At 28.2% G+C, this 16,190-nt stretch carries 14 protein-coding genes and 1 pseudogene; 1 reads left to right on the top strand and 14 read right to left on the bottom strand.

Going from position 1 to position 16,190, the window contains the following annotated elements; translation table 11 throughout:
• Positions 1–12: 12 nt before the first annotated feature.
• The 6 genes and pseudogenes from ACQZHJ_RS05690 to ACQZHJ_RS05665 all read right to left on the bottom strand — a co-directional run.
• A complete protein-coding gene (locus tag ACQZHJ_RS05690; protein ID WP_430484574.1) occupies positions 13–447 on the bottom strand; it encodes a hypothetical protein in 435 nt (144 codons plus the stop codon).
• Positions 448–459: 12 nt separating this feature from the next.
• Positions 460–1,797 carry an MATE family efflux transporter gene (locus ACQZHJ_RS05685; RefSeq protein ID WP_430484573.1) on the bottom strand — a complete coding sequence of 446 codons (1,338 nt, stop codon included), beginning with the start codon at positions 1,795–1,797 and terminating at the stop codon, positions 460–462.
• A 71-nt stretch (positions 1,798–1,868) separates the two neighbouring features.
• Complete coding sequence (locus ACQZHJ_RS05680) at positions 1,869–2,267, bottom strand: arsenate reductase ArsC (RefSeq protein ID WP_430484572.1); 399 nt, start codon at positions 2,265–2,267, stop codon at positions 1,869–1,871.
• 128 nt (positions 2,268–2,395) lie between these two features.
• Positions 2,396–2,677 carry an ArsR/SmtB family transcription factor gene (locus ACQZHJ_RS05675; RefSeq protein ID WP_430484571.1) on the bottom strand — a complete coding sequence of 94 codons (282 nt, stop codon included), beginning with the start codon at positions 2,675–2,677 and terminating at the stop codon, positions 2,396–2,398.
• Positions 2,678–3,159: 482 nt separating this feature from the next.
• On the bottom strand, positions 3,160–4,692 hold the full coding sequence (locus ACQZHJ_RS05670; protein WP_430484570.1) for a PH domain-containing protein: 1,533 nt from the start codon (positions 4,690–4,692) through the stop codon (positions 3,160–3,162).
• A 2-nt stretch (positions 4,693–4,694) separates the two neighbouring features.
• Positions 4,695–4,904 (bottom strand): annotated as a pseudogene (locus ACQZHJ_RS05665) (PH domain-containing protein); the annotation flags it as partial.
• A gap of 260 nt (positions 4,905–5,164) precedes the next feature.
• On the opposite strand from ACQZHJ_RS05665, the gene ACQZHJ_RS05660 reads away from it, so the two are divergent.
• Positions 5,165–6,361 carry an IS110 family transposase gene (locus ACQZHJ_RS05660; protein WP_430484569.1) on the top strand — a complete coding sequence of 399 codons (1,197 nt, stop codon included), beginning with the start codon at positions 5,165–5,167 and terminating at the stop codon, positions 6,359–6,361.
• On the opposite strand, the gene ACQZHJ_RS05655 is transcribed toward ACQZHJ_RS05660, so the two are convergent.
• From ACQZHJ_RS05655 to ACQZHJ_RS05620, 8 genes are all read right to left on the bottom strand, one after another.
• Positions 6,333–6,785, bottom strand: coding sequence for a hypothetical protein (locus tag ACQZHJ_RS05655; RefSeq protein WP_430484568.1), 453 nt, complete (start codon positions 6,783–6,785; stop codon positions 6,333–6,335). The two genes, ACQZHJ_RS05660 and ACQZHJ_RS05655, sit on opposite strands and share 29 nt — an antisense overlap.
• A 452-nt stretch (positions 6,786–7,237) precedes the next feature.
• Positions 7,238–9,028, bottom strand: a complete 1,791-nt coding sequence (locus ACQZHJ_RS05650) for an ABC transporter ATP-binding protein (RefSeq protein WP_430484567.1) — start codon at positions 9,026–9,028, stop codon at positions 7,238–7,240.
• On the bottom strand, positions 9,028–10,842 hold the full coding sequence (locus ACQZHJ_RS05645) for an ABC transporter ATP-binding protein (RefSeq protein ID WP_430484566.1): 1,815 nt from the start codon (positions 10,840–10,842) through the stop codon (positions 9,028–9,030). The genes ACQZHJ_RS05650 and ACQZHJ_RS05645 overlap by 1 nt, the downstream gene beginning before the upstream one ends.
• Positions 10,843–11,317: 475 nt before the next feature.
• Positions 11,318–11,944: a DUF4004 family protein gene (locus ACQZHJ_RS05640; protein ID WP_430484565.1), complete on the bottom strand. Its 627-nt coding sequence runs from the start codon at positions 11,942–11,944 to the stop codon at positions 11,318–11,320.
• Positions 11,929–12,669 carry a hypothetical protein gene (locus ACQZHJ_RS05635; protein ID WP_430484564.1) on the bottom strand — a complete coding sequence of 247 codons (741 nt, stop codon included), beginning with the start codon at positions 12,667–12,669 and terminating at the stop codon, positions 11,929–11,931. Before ACQZHJ_RS05635 ends, ACQZHJ_RS05640 begins: the two co-directional genes overlap by 16 nt.
• 30 nt (positions 12,670–12,699) lie before the next feature.
• Positions 12,700–13,416: a hypothetical protein gene (locus tag ACQZHJ_RS05630; protein WP_430484563.1), complete on the bottom strand. Its 717-nt coding sequence runs from the start codon at positions 13,414–13,416 to the stop codon at positions 12,700–12,702.
• Positions 13,417–13,705: 289 nt separating this feature from the next.
• Entirely contained in the window at positions 13,706–14,593 is an 888-nt protein-coding gene (locus tag ACQZHJ_RS05625; protein ID WP_430484562.1) for a CAP domain-containing protein, read from the bottom strand.
• A gap of 48 nt (positions 14,594–14,641) precedes the next feature.
• Positions 14,642–16,138 (bottom strand): glycine betaine uptake BCCT transporter, encoded by a 1,497-nt coding sequence (locus tag ACQZHJ_RS05620; protein WP_430484561.1) that lies wholly within the window; start codon positions 16,136–16,138, stop codon positions 14,642–14,644.
• Between the last annotated feature and the right edge of the window lie 52 nt (positions 16,139–16,190).

Here is a 16,190-nt window from a genome sequence, read left to right as displayed (position 1 = left end):
CTTTATATTTTTTTAAAATATAAAGTAGAATACTAATGAAGAAGCAAATACTAATATAAATCCTAGTATCATCCTATCAAGTGTCTTAGAATATCCTTTTGGCGTAATTTTATTTTTACTATCTAAATATCTAATGATAGGTGATAACTTCCAATAGTAAGATGCTATAGATAATATTAAAGCAACTACACTTAATAACTTAGTTGTTTCATTTCCTATTAATAAAATTACTACCAATAAAACAATAAATATTAGCTTTGTTCCTGCTACCCAGTAAACTAAGTACTTAACAAATTCGTGTAATTCTTTATCTTTTTTTGATTCTTCCCAACCATCAAATACAGCAACTCCATTACCTAATTTAGAATCTGGTTTAAAATATAAAATCATTATGTTTGATGTTTCTAATATAATAAATAAAATTATGGCTATTGATAAAATGTCCATTTTAAACTCCTTTTATCCTACAATAATTTCTTCTTTAAGAATATATTTTTTATAAACTTTAAATCTATAAACCAAGAACGCTGTACTTCCCTTCATTACATTCGATAGGGCAATGCTTATCCAAACCCCATTAATTCCTAAGAATTGAATGAAAAATATAGCCATTGGTATCCTAAGCATTGTAAAAGTTATGCTTATCGTTGAAGGTATCTTTGGAAGACCTAACCCAGAGAAAACTCCATTTGATATCATTTCAAAACTACTAAATATTTGAACTACTCCTAAAACTCTTAAGTAACTTGCTCCAATAACTATTGTTGCTTGATCTTTAATAAAAATCCCTACTAATTGATTAGGCATAAGTATAAATAATGCTGATATAATTAATGAATATATTGATCCTAATAATAAGGCAGTCTTATATCCATCATTAACTCTACTAAACTTCTTTGCCCCAAAGTTTTGTCCTACAAATCCTGATATAGCACCATTTAATCCACCAACAACCATAAAACTTACAGATTCTATTTGAAGTCCAATTTTCTGTGCTGCTATGGCATCTGCTCCAAAGCTTGCAATTATTCTAGCTAAAACTATATTAACTAAAGTAAATAGTACTCTTTGTGAAGCCATAGGAAATCCTAGTCTAGCTATCTCTCTTATCTTTTCATAGTCTAGCTTACTCTTTAAATTTATTTTAAATAATCCTTTTCCATGATACATGTAAATAAAGAACATAAGAGCATTTGCTATTAATGTTGCAATAGCTGCTCCAAACACTCCCATTTTAAATACATATATTAAGATAGGATCTAAAACTATATTTAAAACTATACCTATTGCACTTATTTTTAAAGCTAACTTATTATTCCCAAAGCTTGCTAATATTCTAATAAACAAACTATTAAAGAAGCTAAAGAATAACACTGGTGCACTAACTGCTAAATAAATATAAGAGTCTCTTTCAACTAAAGGATCATTTATATTTAAAAACCCAATAAAATACTTACCTAAAAATATTAAAACTAGTGCATAAATAATTCCCATAAATAAATTCATAATAAGTCCACTACTTATATACTCTTCTGTAGACTTATCATTCTTTCTTCCAACCTCATGAGAAACTTTTATCCCAGTTCCTGTAACTACTAATGCATTAATAGAATATCCAAGACCTAAGAAGAAACTTGAAGAACCTATACTAGCTACTGCACTACTTCCAAGTCCTCCAACCCAGAACATATCTATAAGTCCATAAGCAAACTGAAGCAAAGAACTTCCCATAATAGGTAAAGCCAAAGTAGTAAGTACACTCAGTACTCTTCCCTTCGTTAAATCTATTTTTTTCATATCATTTTCTCCTATTAATATATATAAGCTTTTATTTTAATAAAAACTTATAATTTCTTATTAATTCATAATTAAAGTTGTCCAGTTTTTATACGATTAACTAGTTCTTCAACTTTTTCTTTTATTCTATCTCTTGTATAGATGAACTCTTCATCACTCTTTCCACTTGGATCATCTAATCCCCAATCTTCTCTATGTTTGCAAGGTAGCGTTGGACACTGAACATTACATCCCATAGTTATTACAATATCAACTTCTGGAATTTCATTTAGTAATTTGGGTCTTTGAGTTAACTCCATATCAACTCCAATTTCTTTCATTATTCTAACAGCATCTTGGTTTATCTTGTCTCTTTCTTCTGTTCCTGCTGAATAACTTTCAAAAACATTTAACCCTAATACCTTTCCAAACGCCTCTGCCATTTGTGATCTACAAGAGTTATGAACGCATACGAATGCAACTTTCTTCATAATATAAAATCCTCCTAATTTCCCATTTCATTTAATCTATATTTAAGTTGAAATTCCGCTATGATATCAACTTTAAATACTATCTTTGATATAAAGTAAATAATAAATCCACTTTATAATTGTAAAAACTATTTATTTGTTATTGTTTCCATAAAAAATAGCATTACTTTATTAGCCTCATTTAGATTTAAGCTATAATGATTCCATGTACCTTCTTTTCTACACTTTACCAATCCACATTCACTTAAAATCTTCATGTGATGTGATAATGTTGATTGAGATATATCGAAACTCTTCAATATTTCACAAGCACATTTTTCTCCATCAGATAGTAAATCCATTATTCTCAATCTATTTGAATCACTTAAAGCCTTGAATACTCTTGAATTTATTTCAAATCTATCTTCCATAAAACTTACTCACATCCTAATTTATTTTAATTTCATTATAATTATATCGATATATATGAATATTTGTCAATGCACCAATCATAATTAATAGTATTTTTACGTATTTTATCTTTTATAATAAACTACATATATCTACATATGTAAATATATAATCAAAATAAAGAATACTAAAACATAACATTAGCATACATTTTTTTCAAGTTTCATTATATAATTGGAATATATTTATAATTAGGGGGATTTAAAAATGTAACTTTCTAACTTTTTACTTCTTATGATTTTTATTACTACAACTCTTATGTGTTTCTCTATTTTAAATCAGAATAGCACTATTAAAATGAAGCACTTTAGAGGATTAACCTCATTCTTAGTATGTAACTTGAAATCAACAAGTTCTCAAAGAAATTGCGTATATCTTTATTTACAGTAAAATTTAAGGAACTGTATCAATAATAAAAGTTACCTTGATACAGTTCCTTAATCTATGCTAGTCCTTTAGATGCTTTAACTAACTTTTCTACATATTGTTTGTCCATATATTGCAATTTTATTTCTTCTGAAATTTCACTATAATAATCAATAGTGATCTTACCTATATTATTTTTAGATTGTATAGGATTAGTATTAAAAGCAACTGCTTGTATATCCTTGCCTTTTAAAATATATATAGTCCTAAATAATCCACCATTTGTAGCTCTAACATTTTTATCTTCAATACTAATATTTAAGTTTTTAATTTTTAATATTGAATTTATCAAAGTAAATATACTAAATAAATTAATAAGCCAAAGCCACTTTATTTTAAATATTAAATAAGCTATTACTGAAATAATAAAAATCAATATAATTGGTTTTATTATAATAGAAATTTTTCCATGTCTTATTCCAGTACCCTTTCCTTCAAAGCTCCAATCTGGAATGAAGTTTTCTATAACCTCTTTCACCTCATTAAGATCACCTATTGGATACATTATGATTTTATCATTACCTTCTCCAGTATATCCTTTAACAACCAAGCTCAGCTCATATATATTTAAAAGTTGTCTTAAAGGATTAGATTTTATTTTAACAAGCTTTATATTATTATCCCTAAATGAAAATTCCTTTGTACTAAATAACCCATAACTTATCTTTATATTATTTCCTTCTTTATATAAAGTGAAGTTATAATACTTAATAACATAATATATAGTTGCTATAATCTTTAATATGATTAGTAAAATAAGTAGTCCTATTATCATAAAAATAATAGATGTTCCTATAACACTGTTGCTAATTGCACCATCTATCATACTTGTCAAATAATCTGAAGTAATAAAATCATCTATATTTCCTATAATATTAAAAATAAATACTGAGACAATAACCAAATTAAAACTTGTAAATCCATATAAAAACAATTTTTTAGTTTTTATCTTTTTCTCTTTTATTTCTCTACTATCTATGTCATTATTAATAGTATCATTTGATGAATAAACTTCCTCTTCATTTAAATTTTCTTCATTTGAAATAAGGCTATTTTCCTTATATGAATTCTCAAAAGCAAATGATTTTAATATATCTATTTGCTCATTAGTTAAGCTCATTTTTATATCATCTGTTCCAAAATCCTTTGATGGATTTTCTATCTTTACAACCTTATATCCTAAAATTCTTTCTATTAAATTTTGAGATATATCCATAGATTTAAAGCTTTTCTTTTGAATTATTAGTGTGTCTTTTGAAAATATACCTTTATGATAATGAGCTTCTTTATCCTTCAACTCTATATACTCATAGGTCCTACTTATTATTGAAAATATAACTTCTAAAACAATTAAAAGTATTATAAATAACCAAAACCATTGTTTTAAAAACACTATAGAAATCAATCCTAAACCAATATTCCCCATGGTTCCTTTTGCAACATTATAAATTAAACTTTTCCAGTTATTTTTTATCTTTAAATCACTATCTTTGAAGCTCTTGTTTTCATAATTAGTTTGATTTTCTTTACTATTTAAATCTTCATTCATAATTATGCCTCAAGCTCCTCTCTAACATTTTCATTTATCTTAATTCTTAAAAATTCTCTTATTTTTTCAACTTCTTCTTTATCAATGTTAGGTATCTCATAGCTTCCCCCTGCAGTTCCAATCTTAACAGCAGCTAAATCAAACTTTCTATTTATAGGACCTTCAGATAAATTTATACTTTGAATTCTTACAATTGGAATAGTTACACTCTTTGGTACTGTTTAATTGTAAATAAAAATCATAATATATGATTAAATATTTGCACTTATTTTAATTTATAATAGAGGGTGTAATTGGTCTGACGGCGCACTCTTTGGGTTTATAATATCCGTTTTAAAAACTGTTAGCCTTCCCCTTATTATAAAGATTCGATTAAGCAGGTTGAAACCATTAAGGCGTTCGTGTAACTAACCAAAATGAATTGTAATAAGTGTAGGTAGGATTAAATTACAATACTTTTAGGAGGAATATGATGATTAGTATAGGAATTGATGTCTCAAAAGGGAAAAGTACTGTTTGTGCATTAAAACCTTATGGTGAGGTTTTTAAAGATCCATATGAAATTCAACATACAGAAACAGATTTGAAAAATTTAGTAAATGATATTTTAAGTCTAAAAGAGGACGTAAAAGTTGTAATGGAAGCAACTGGCGCTTATCATTTACCGGTTCTTACTTATCTTAAGGAGCACAATATATTTGTATCTGTAATAAATCCTTTATTAATGAAAAAGTATTCTTTCAGAGGATTAAGAAAGGCTAAGACTGATAAGATTGATTCTATTAAAATAGCTAACTATGGAATTGATAATTGGTTTAAGTTGGTTGATTATGAAATTACAGATGAGATATATTCGGAACTAAAATTATTAGGAAGACAGTATTCTCACTATGTAAAAATGAAAATCGAAAGTAAGCTTGTGTTAGGTAATTTATTAGATATGACAATGCCGAAAATAAAAACTTTATTAAGGAATAGCTTAGATAAAGTAGAGAAAGATAAGTTAAATGACTTTATAAGGGAGTATTGGCATTATGATAATATTACTAAAAAAAGTGAAAAGCAATTTATAGGTAGCTATATGAAATGGTGTAAGAAGAATGGATACCATCAAAGTGAAACAAAAGCAAAGGAAATATATGCTTTAGCACAAGAAGGTATCCCTACATTATCTTCTAATTCTCCATCTACTAAAATGTTAGTATTAGAAGCAGTTAGAGTTCTTGATGAAGTAAATAGAACTCTATATATGATTTTATCACAAATGCAAAAACAGGCAAGAAAGTTAAAAGAATATGATGTAGTTAGAAATATGCCTGGAGTGGGAGATAAATTGGCTCCACGTTTAATAGCTGAAATTGGTAATATAAAAAGATATCACAATAAAAAAGCTTTAATAGCTTATGCAGGAATTGATTCTCCACCTTTTGAATCTGGACAGTTTGTTTCAAATAAACGTCGTATTTCAAAGCGGGGGTCTGCTTTACTTAGGAAAACTGGATATGAAATTATGCAATGCTTAAAAAGTAATAAGCCTAATGATTCCGTATATTTATATATGCTAAAAAAAGAAATTGAAGGAAAAGCTAAAAAAGTAGCTAAAATTGCTGCTTTAAATAAGTTTTTACGAATTTATTACGCTAAGGTAAAAGAAGTTTATATGACTTAAATTTTGATTTGAAAAATAATATGAAATAGGCTAAATGAGAAAACTCATTTAGTCTATTTGGCATGTAAAAAATTAAATACTTAAGCAATAAACCTGCTAATAAAAAACACTTGATTTTTATTAGCAGGTTTTTAAACACAATTCCCTCTGTAAAGAAGATTTCCTCTTCGTTAATTCTGTAACTCCACTGTTTATACTCAAAAAATGGCTCAACATAAGCACTTAAAGCAGTTAAACCAATAATTAAGAAACTAATTGCATTTACCCAAATCATATGGTTGTCCATAACATACTTAACCCATTCTATTTGAAACATAGGTAAAATAAATCTAATTCCTAAATAGATAGCTATTAAAACTACTAAAGCAATTGTTCTTCCTATAATCCAAGATTTAATAGCCTTGTCACTAAGTTTTTTATCCATTATTCATCCCCCATTAAAAATTTGTTAATCTTTCCTTAAAATATCATATATTACATAACAATTCAATTTTTCATATAATAATTAAGATAAATTTAAGTTATTGTAGCGAAAATATTACATTAAGAAACTAAAACTGTTTTTAGGCTCTATTTTAAATTAGTGTTGATTTTAGATAGAACCGTAAGACCCTCTTAATAAGCAAATTAGAGTTTCATTATCTATGGAAAAACAATAGCGTTAAGAGGATTTTTCTGTTTGAGCTATTTTTTAAGGAATACAATCTCACTAAAGTTCGATTGCATAAGTTCAAGATACCAAATTGAAAATTTGGACTTTCACTTAACCCTTAGCTATTGTTTTGGAATAGATAATAGAAACTCTTTGCGAAATTAAGTCAGGTCTGAAGGACTAGCTAAAATCAACACTTACTAAAATAAAGCCTATTAGTTTAACTAAACATAATACTGTGCTTGAGCACTGTACATAGTTTCATATTCATTTCCTTTATCTTTTACAAGTTCATCATGAGTTCCACACTGTATAAGCTCTCCTTTATGGAATACTGCTATTCTATCGCAGAACTTACAGCTAGATAATCTATGAGAAATATATATTGTGGTTTTCCTTCCTATAAGTTCATTAAACTTACTATATATTTCATGTTCTGCCTTTGGATCTAAGGCAGCTGTTGGTTCATCTAGTATTACTATTGGTGCATCCTTATATATAGCTCTTGCTATTGCTAACTTCTGAGCTTGACCACCTGAAAATTCTATTCCTCCCTCATCAAAATTCTTATAAACTGGAGTATTTATTCCCTTAGGTAACTTTTCTAAATCCTTATGAAATCCAGCCTTTCTTAAGACCTCTTCTATATCCTCATCTTTTATATTTTCAATTTTATCTAATGCTATATTTTCTTTAATTGAAAATGACAAAAGCTTAAAATCTTGGAATACTACTGATAAAACCTTCATGTATTCATCATAATCATATTCCCTTATATTCACTCCATTTAAAAGAATCTCCCCTTCTGTTGGATCATAAAGTCTTGCTAGAAGTTTTATAAAAGTAGTTTTACCTGCTCCATTTAATCCAACTACTGAAAGTTTTTCTCCTTCACGAATCTTAATTGAAACATTTTTTAAAGTGAATTCTTTACTCCTTGGATATTTAAATGACACATTTTTAAATTCTATATTTGCCTCTTCTAAATTTTCAATGTGCTTACCATTCTTAACTTGTTTTGATTCAACACTATCAAATTCCATATATGCTTGAAGATATCTGCACATTTGTCTTATTGTTACATAGTTTTTAAAAAGGTTAGAAATTGATGTACTAAAGTTTATAGCTGCATTTGTGTACATTGCAAAATCACCAATACCTATACTTTTATTTAAAACTCTATAAGTTATATATCCATAAACTACAAGCATTTGCAATTGAACAACTATCTGATTAAATCCATCAAAAAGTCCAAGTTTATTAAACATTTTAAACCAAATACTCATACTATTTTTATTAAATTCATCTATCTTATTAACTAAAAGTGGTGCTATATTATAAAGTCTTACATCCTTTGCTGCTCCAAAATCATTTACCGTATTTGCATAATACATATACTCTCTATTTAGTGGAATTAACATATCATAAAACTTGTGTTGTAATCTTTGAGATTTCTTATAAACAATAGTATTTAAAAGTACTATTCCAACTATAATAACTATAATTACCCAGTCTAAAGTTAATATCAAACCTATTAATCCAATGATTTTTATTACTTCAGTTAATATACTTGATAAATTAAATATAAGCTGCCAAATAGCTCCTTGATTTCTTATAGGGAATAAAGCCCTCTCCTTTAGGTTAAGCATTTCTGGATCTTCTATATTTTCAAAATCCATATCCATAACCTTTTTCCCTATTAACAAATCAAAGCCTGCAACTATTTCCTCATTTTTAAAAGCACATTTATTTTCTAAAATTTTATTTATGGCATTTAATATTCCATTACCTATTACTGTTGCCAGTACTAATAAAAGAAGTACTTTTACTCTTTTAGCTCCTAACAATTCATCTATAATATACTTTGGCATTATTATATTTAAGAAAGGAACTGCCGCTGCAAAAAATGATGAAAAGAACAATATAGGCAAATAAGTTTTTGATATGCCATGTGCTGTTTTCAAGAAATATTTTATTATATATAAGTCACTAGTGTACTTTTCCTTATTCTTCATTATGCTAAAGCCTCACTTTCTTCTTTATAATATTGAGACTGTATGTTAAACATCTCACTATACTTTCCATTTTTATTTAAAAGTTCTTCATGTGTTCCATATTCAACAACCTCTCCATTTTCAAAGAAAGCTATAACATCACAGAATTTTGTACTAGCTAATCTATGAGATATATAAATTGCTGTTTTTTCTCCTATTAATTCATCAAACCCTTTATAAATCTTATATTCAGCTACGGCATCTAATGCAGATGTAGGTTCGTCTAATATTACAATCTTTCCATTCTTATATAAAGCTCTTGCTAAAGCTAATTTTTGATTTTCTCCTCCTGATAGCTCTACTCCCTCTTCATCTAATATTTTTAGAAGTGAGTGATCTATTCCTTTTTCAAGTGAATTTATCTTTTCACTAACTCCAGCCTTTTCAATACATTTTAACACTCTACCTCTATCTATATCTTCTATATTGCTTAATGCCACATTCTCTGCAACACTAAATGCAAAGGTTTTAATCTCTTGGAATACTACTGATAAAATCTTGAAATACTCTTCCTTAGAGAAGTTATTTATATTAACACCATTTATTAATATCTCTCCACTTATTGGCTCATAAAGTCTACATAAAAGCTTAACAAAAGTTGTTTTTCCAGCTCCATTAATTCCAACAATAGCAAGTCTTTGCCCTTTTTTTATCTTTAAAGAAAGATCTTTATAAATATATCTTTCTGTTCTTGGATACTTAAATGATACATTTTTAAATTCTATCTCATAAGAATCATCTTGTGGAATTTCTATTGGATTCTCTACCTCATCACCATCTTTCATATCTAAAAACGCTCTCATATCATCTAGGTACATGCTTTGAGCCTTGATATTAGCGATATCCTCTAAGATACCTTTCATCCAATCTCCAAAACCATTAATTGTTGCAAAATACATTGTAAAATCTCCAATGGTCATAGCAGCAAATAATACCTTATATATCAAATATCCATAAACAACAGCTTCCCTCACTACAAGAAGTCCAACATCTCCTAACTTAGCTTTTATTTCTTTTTTTCTTAAAGCCTTAGAAATATCTAGTCTTGCCCCTCTAAATTTTTTAAACTTTTTAACTAAAAGATTTTTCAAATTATATATCCTTATATCTTTTCCATATGAAAAATCATACATAGTATCAAAGGCATAAAAACTTCTTCTATCCTTATCAGCTGCGTCATCTTTTAAACTATACTCATATTTCTTAACATTGAAAGTTAAGAAATAACTTATTAAAACGTTTAATATTAAAAATAATAAAATCCATGGACTTAAGAAAAACAATATTGAAATATATCCAATAAAAGCAGTAAGCTTACCGCAAAGTCCTAATAATAGGTGATATAACCCCTCTACTCCTGTATTATTAGTATTGACTGCTCTATATACACTCTCTATTTTATTTAAAAATTCTGGATCCTCAGTATTCTTAAAATCCATACGCATTGATTTTTCACTTATTTTTGAAATATAATCCATTCTTAGTTTAACAACTCTCGGATAATAGGCATTTCTAAGCCAAGAAACTATAAAATTAGCTATTGATGATAATACAAAAAAACTAGCTAGAATTATTAAAATGACCTCTACTCGTTGTTGTCCCATTAATTCATCAATTAAAAATTTAGGTAAAAATATACCTAGAAAAGTAACTGCTGGTGCTAAAATAGTATAAATACCACATTGCAGAAATAATATTTTATCCTGTTTCCAAGCATATCCTAAAATATACTTTAAATTACTCATAAGAGTCCCCTTTTTCTTATGACCACTCATAAATTCTCATCTCCTACTCCTAATTATTTTAAGTGCATATCTCATATATAAGTTCTAATTATTATTTCGCATATTAAAGTATAATCTAAAATTAATAATAAGATTATTTAAATATATAAAAACTTTATTAGAACATATATATTTATTTTAACATTATATTTTACCTTTTATGGTAAAATAAGTATATTTATTCAATTTATTAACTTAATCTAGAATTTTTACTTTTGTCTCCTTTTTAAATTAGGCTTTGTTTTAAAATAGGGTTGATTTCTAGATATAGATGAAAGACCATCTTAATGAGTAATTAGAGTTTCATTGTTTATGTAAGAATAATAGCGTTAAGAGGCTTTTCTGTTTGAGCGCAGCGAGTTTAAAAGCCTTAGCTATTATTCTGTAATAGACAATAGAAACTCTTTGCGAAATTAAGTAAGGTCTGAAGATATAGCTAGAAATCAATCCCACTTAAAACAAAGACTTAAATTATTAGACTATATTTTCTTACAGACTCTTTTACCCTATCTAAATTTATCTTATGAATTACCACAGCTATTTCATCTAAATCAACCTCTTTTCCTTCATTAACCAAGTAATAAAAACAAACACCCAGCTTTCTTTTTACTACTAATGTCATCTCTTCTTCAATTCTCCCATATTCTCTCTTTAATGCTAGTGCCATATTTCTAGCTTCATCCCCATTAATAAGCCCACTTAAAATCATTTCATTATATATTAAAAGTGAAAATAAACTAACCTCATTATAATTTTCTTCTCTACCAGCAAAGCTTTCAAACATATTTAATACAGTTTCTGAAACAATGTTACGCTCTAATATATAAGCTCTTCTTAAATAAATATTTTTAATATCACTTGAAAACTTTTCTGCTAATTCATCTAATGATGCATCATCCTTAAGCTCAATTATTGCATTAATTCTATCTATTATCTTTTCTCTTGGGAAAAATGTCTCTTGTCCTGTTGAAACACTCTTCTTTATGAACCATTCTTCTGGAATTAAACTCTTTCTCTTCCATCTATATAACTGTCCATATGATATATTCATTAAACTTAGTAAATCTTTTTTTGAAATTAAATCTTCATGCATACCTTCTCACCTACTGTGCTCTTCTTATCTGTAATGTTTATTTCTCCTGTATATTCAACTTTTTCTATTTTGCACCCTTTTCCTATGGTAATATCTCCACCTCTAACAATCTTACACTGAGTATTTTCTAAATATATTTTGTCACCTTCTATAGTATCACAGTTTAAAACACCATCTGAACCAATAGAGATCTTAAAAAACATAATTTTTGTCTTCTTTTCAGCTTTTATTGTTATTTCTTCTCCACCAATTTCTTTTATATATGAATTTCCTTCTGGGATTATACTTATCTTATCTGCTGCTAAAAGTCCATCTATTGATATATATCCAAGACTTGAAAACTCTTCACCTTCACAATCACCTTTAATTTCACATCCACCGCGTGAAATCATCTTTTCAAAACTTACATTTCCACCAACTTCACAGCTACCATTAACAACTATTTCTTTTCCCTTTAAATTTTCTTTTATCTCTCCTGATCCGTTGACTTTTAAAAGCCCTTCAACATTCATACTTCCATAACATTCTAATGTTCCTGATGCTTTAACAAGCTTTGAATTTATATCTCCATGAAATTCACCGGTTCCACTTACACTAACATTCTCTGCCTTTATTGTTCCAAGAACTTCTCCTGCTCCTGCTATTTTTACATTACCATATTCTCCTGCTGAAATATTCCCTGCTCCTGCTATTCTTATATCTTGTATATCACTCTTATTTTCCATATAACTCTCTCCTATTCTTAAAATTATTTATTAAACTGCTATCTTTTCCTTAACCTTACTTCCTTCTTCTATTTTTAATTCTCCTGAACATTCTATCTTCTCAATAACACAGTCTTTCCCTATTGTTATATTCTTTCCTCTTACAACCTTAGCAATAGTATTTTCAAGGTATATATTATCCCCCTCTATAATATTGCAACACAACTGAATTTTTTGAATATAACTGAAACAAAAAATCTTTAAACTCTGAGTTCTTCCTGCTATAATCCTTATATTTTCTCCCCCTAGTTCATTTGCTCTAGACTGACCTAACAATTTCAAGTCAATTTCATCAGCTGATAATAGCCCTTTTACATTGACTTTTCCCTCACCACAAATTTTTCTACCTTCACAGTCACCAATAACTTTAATCAAACCAGATAATTCAATTAAATCAAAGGTTATATTACCTAATGTTTTTAAGCTACCACATATGCTCAAGTTATTAGCAACTATATTCTTATCACATTTAAAACTTCCTGAACATGCTATCTTTTCATTTGCTTTTACATCTCCAAAAACTTTAAAGTAACCAGATGTACAAATATTATTTACCTCCAGATTGTTTAATACCTTACCAGATCCTGATACATCCATAATATTTGCCTTAACATCTCCTAGTATTTTTCCACTACCAGATATATTTATATTGTTATACTCTCCACTTGGAACTTTACCAAGTCCAGATATATTTATATTATTTAGCATTGTTTTAACACCCTCCCTTAAGCGTAACATTGTTACATTACCTTATAAAAAAATATAGATTGTTTTACCAAATCATTCTCACTACCCTATTATTTATGTTCATTTGCGTAACATTGTTACATATTTTTCAAAAAAATATATAAATCTTACTTTTAATTTTAGTATATACTCACTCCCACGTTTTGTAAACAGTTTCCACAAAACATTTTTTGTAAGAGATCACAAAAATAAGCTATATTTAAATAAACATAGCTTATTTTTATATTGTTTAAATACATTACATAAAATTTTATTTTAAAAACTCTTGAGTTGCATAATAAGTATCCCCAGTTTTATAAACACCAACTCCTATTGATGTAAAATTAGTAGATAGTATGTTTGCTCTATGACCTGATGAGTTCATCCAGTTTGTCATAAATTGATTTGCAATTTTTTCATTTCCAGAATATCCTGATAAATATGCTATATTTTCTCCCCAAGCATTATATTTAACTCCATCAGCCTTCATCTGCTCTGTTATTAATTTACCACTTGGATCTTCATGTGAAAAATATTTTCTAACCCCCATATCTTTTGACTTAATTCTAGCATATTTTTGAGCAACATCACTATAATTTAGTGCTGGCACTCCGGCTTTTGCTCTTTCCTCATTCACTTTTTTAAATATTAATTGTTCAATCTCAGAAATAAATTCACTATCTGTCGGTTGATTTGTGTCTGGTTTCTCCTCTGGTTTACTCTCCGGCTGTTTATTCTCTGGTATCTGAGTATTTCCTTGATCAGGATTTGTATTATTACCATTTGGAATATTATTTTGTTCTTTATTAGGAGTTTCTGGGCTTATTGGCTGTTGTGGACTTATCGGCTGTTGTGGACTTATTGGCTGTTGTGGACTTATTGGCTGTTGTGGACTTATTGGCTGTTGTGGATTTATTGGTATAATATTTTGCCCACCATTAGGATTTTTATTTTTATCACAACCACAGCCATCCTTTTTAGGTATATTAAATTTCCATTTACCTCCTCCGCCTTTTTCATTTTCTTTATTACATAGTGATTCGTCTACTAAAGTAACTGAATTTTCTTTTACAATAGGCTTTGCCTGTATTGTAGAAGCACATATTGAGCTCACAACTAAAATTCCAGCTAAAATTGAAACTATTCTGCTTTTGTTCATTCTTATTACCATCCTTTGTCATTAATTGAAAGTAAATTTATATGAAAATTACTTTTTCTCATGCTTATATCTAACTTGTTTAACTAATTTTTCTTTTTTGAGTTCTTTTATAAATGATATTATCATTGCTATCAAAATTATACTGAAAGGAAAAGCTGTAACTATAGCCATAGTTTGCAAACCACTTAATCCCCCACTTAAAAGTAATGCTATTGCTATCAAAGATTGAAGCACTCCCCATATCAACTTAACCTTTGTTGAAGGTTTCATAGACCCCTTAGAGCTGAACATTCCTAATACAAATGTTGCAGAGTCGGCCGATGAAACAAAAAATGTTATAATAAGAATTATTGCTATAACACTTATTATTACTCCCAAAGGCAAACTTCTTAATGTTACAAACAATGTAGATGTTATATCTGTTTCCACTAACTTGATTAAATCTAACTCAGTATTTCTTTGAAGATTTAGTGCTGTTCCTCCAAATACAGAAAACCAAATAAAACTAAATACAGCTGGAACAAGTAAAACACCTAGTACAAATTCTCTTATAGTTCTTCCCTTTGATACTCTAGCTATAAATACACCAACAAATGGTGACCAAGCAATCCACCAAGCCCAGTAAAAAAGAGTCCAGTTTGATATCCACTTCGATTCTCTAAATGGGGTAAGGTTTAAACTTAGTTGAATTATATTTTGAAAATATTCTCCTAATGTATTTGTAAATATCTCAAAAATCTTAGAAGTTGGTCCTGTTATTAATACAAATAACATCAATATGATCGCTATTGATATATTTATATTACTAAGAATTTTTATTCCCTTTTCTAAACCTGTTGATGCTGAAAGCATAAATAAAACAGTTGCTACACCTATTATTATAATTTGATTTAAATTGCTAATTGGTAATCCAAATATATTGTTTAATCCACCATTTATTTGTAATGCTCCTAAGCCTAAAGATGTTGCAACTCCAAAAGCAGTAGCTATAATAGCTAGAATATCTATAAACTTAGCTATATTTGAATTGTTCCCTTCTCCAATTAAAGGTTCTAGGGTAGAACTTATCAAAAAACTTTTTCCTTTTCTAAACCTAAAGTAAGCTATTGTCAATCCTACAAGGGAATATATTGCCCACGCATGTAATCCCCAATGAAAAAAAGAATACGTCATAGCTGTATTAGCCGCATTAGCAGTCAACGGGACTACTCCTACAGGTGGGTAAACATAGTGGTCTAGTGGTTCTGCAACACCCCAAAATATAAGTCCAATTCCCATTCCCGCACTAAAAAGCATTCCAAACCAAGTTATATTCTTAAACTGTGGTTTATCGTCATCTGCTCCTAATTTCAAATGACCATATTTGCTAAAAGCAATCCAAATTATAAAAATCAATATTGCGAAAGTTACTATCAAAAATAACCATCCAAATTTATCTGTGGTAAATTTCAATGCCATATTAGCTGTACTAGCTAATCCACCTGGTGATACTAATCCCCATAAAACAAATAATCCTATTAATACGACTGATATGTAAAATACCATAAAAACACCCCATACTCTAAATATTACATATCTTATTTTGTTTAAATACATC

This window comes from Clostridium sp. B9, from assembly GCF_050509515.1.
In the GTDB taxonomy this organism is placed as follows: Bacteria; Bacillota; Clostridia; order Clostridiales; family Clostridiaceae; genus Sarcina.
Note: the sequence above shows the minus strand (reverse complement) of the source record. Positions and strands in the feature narration are given on the sequence as shown.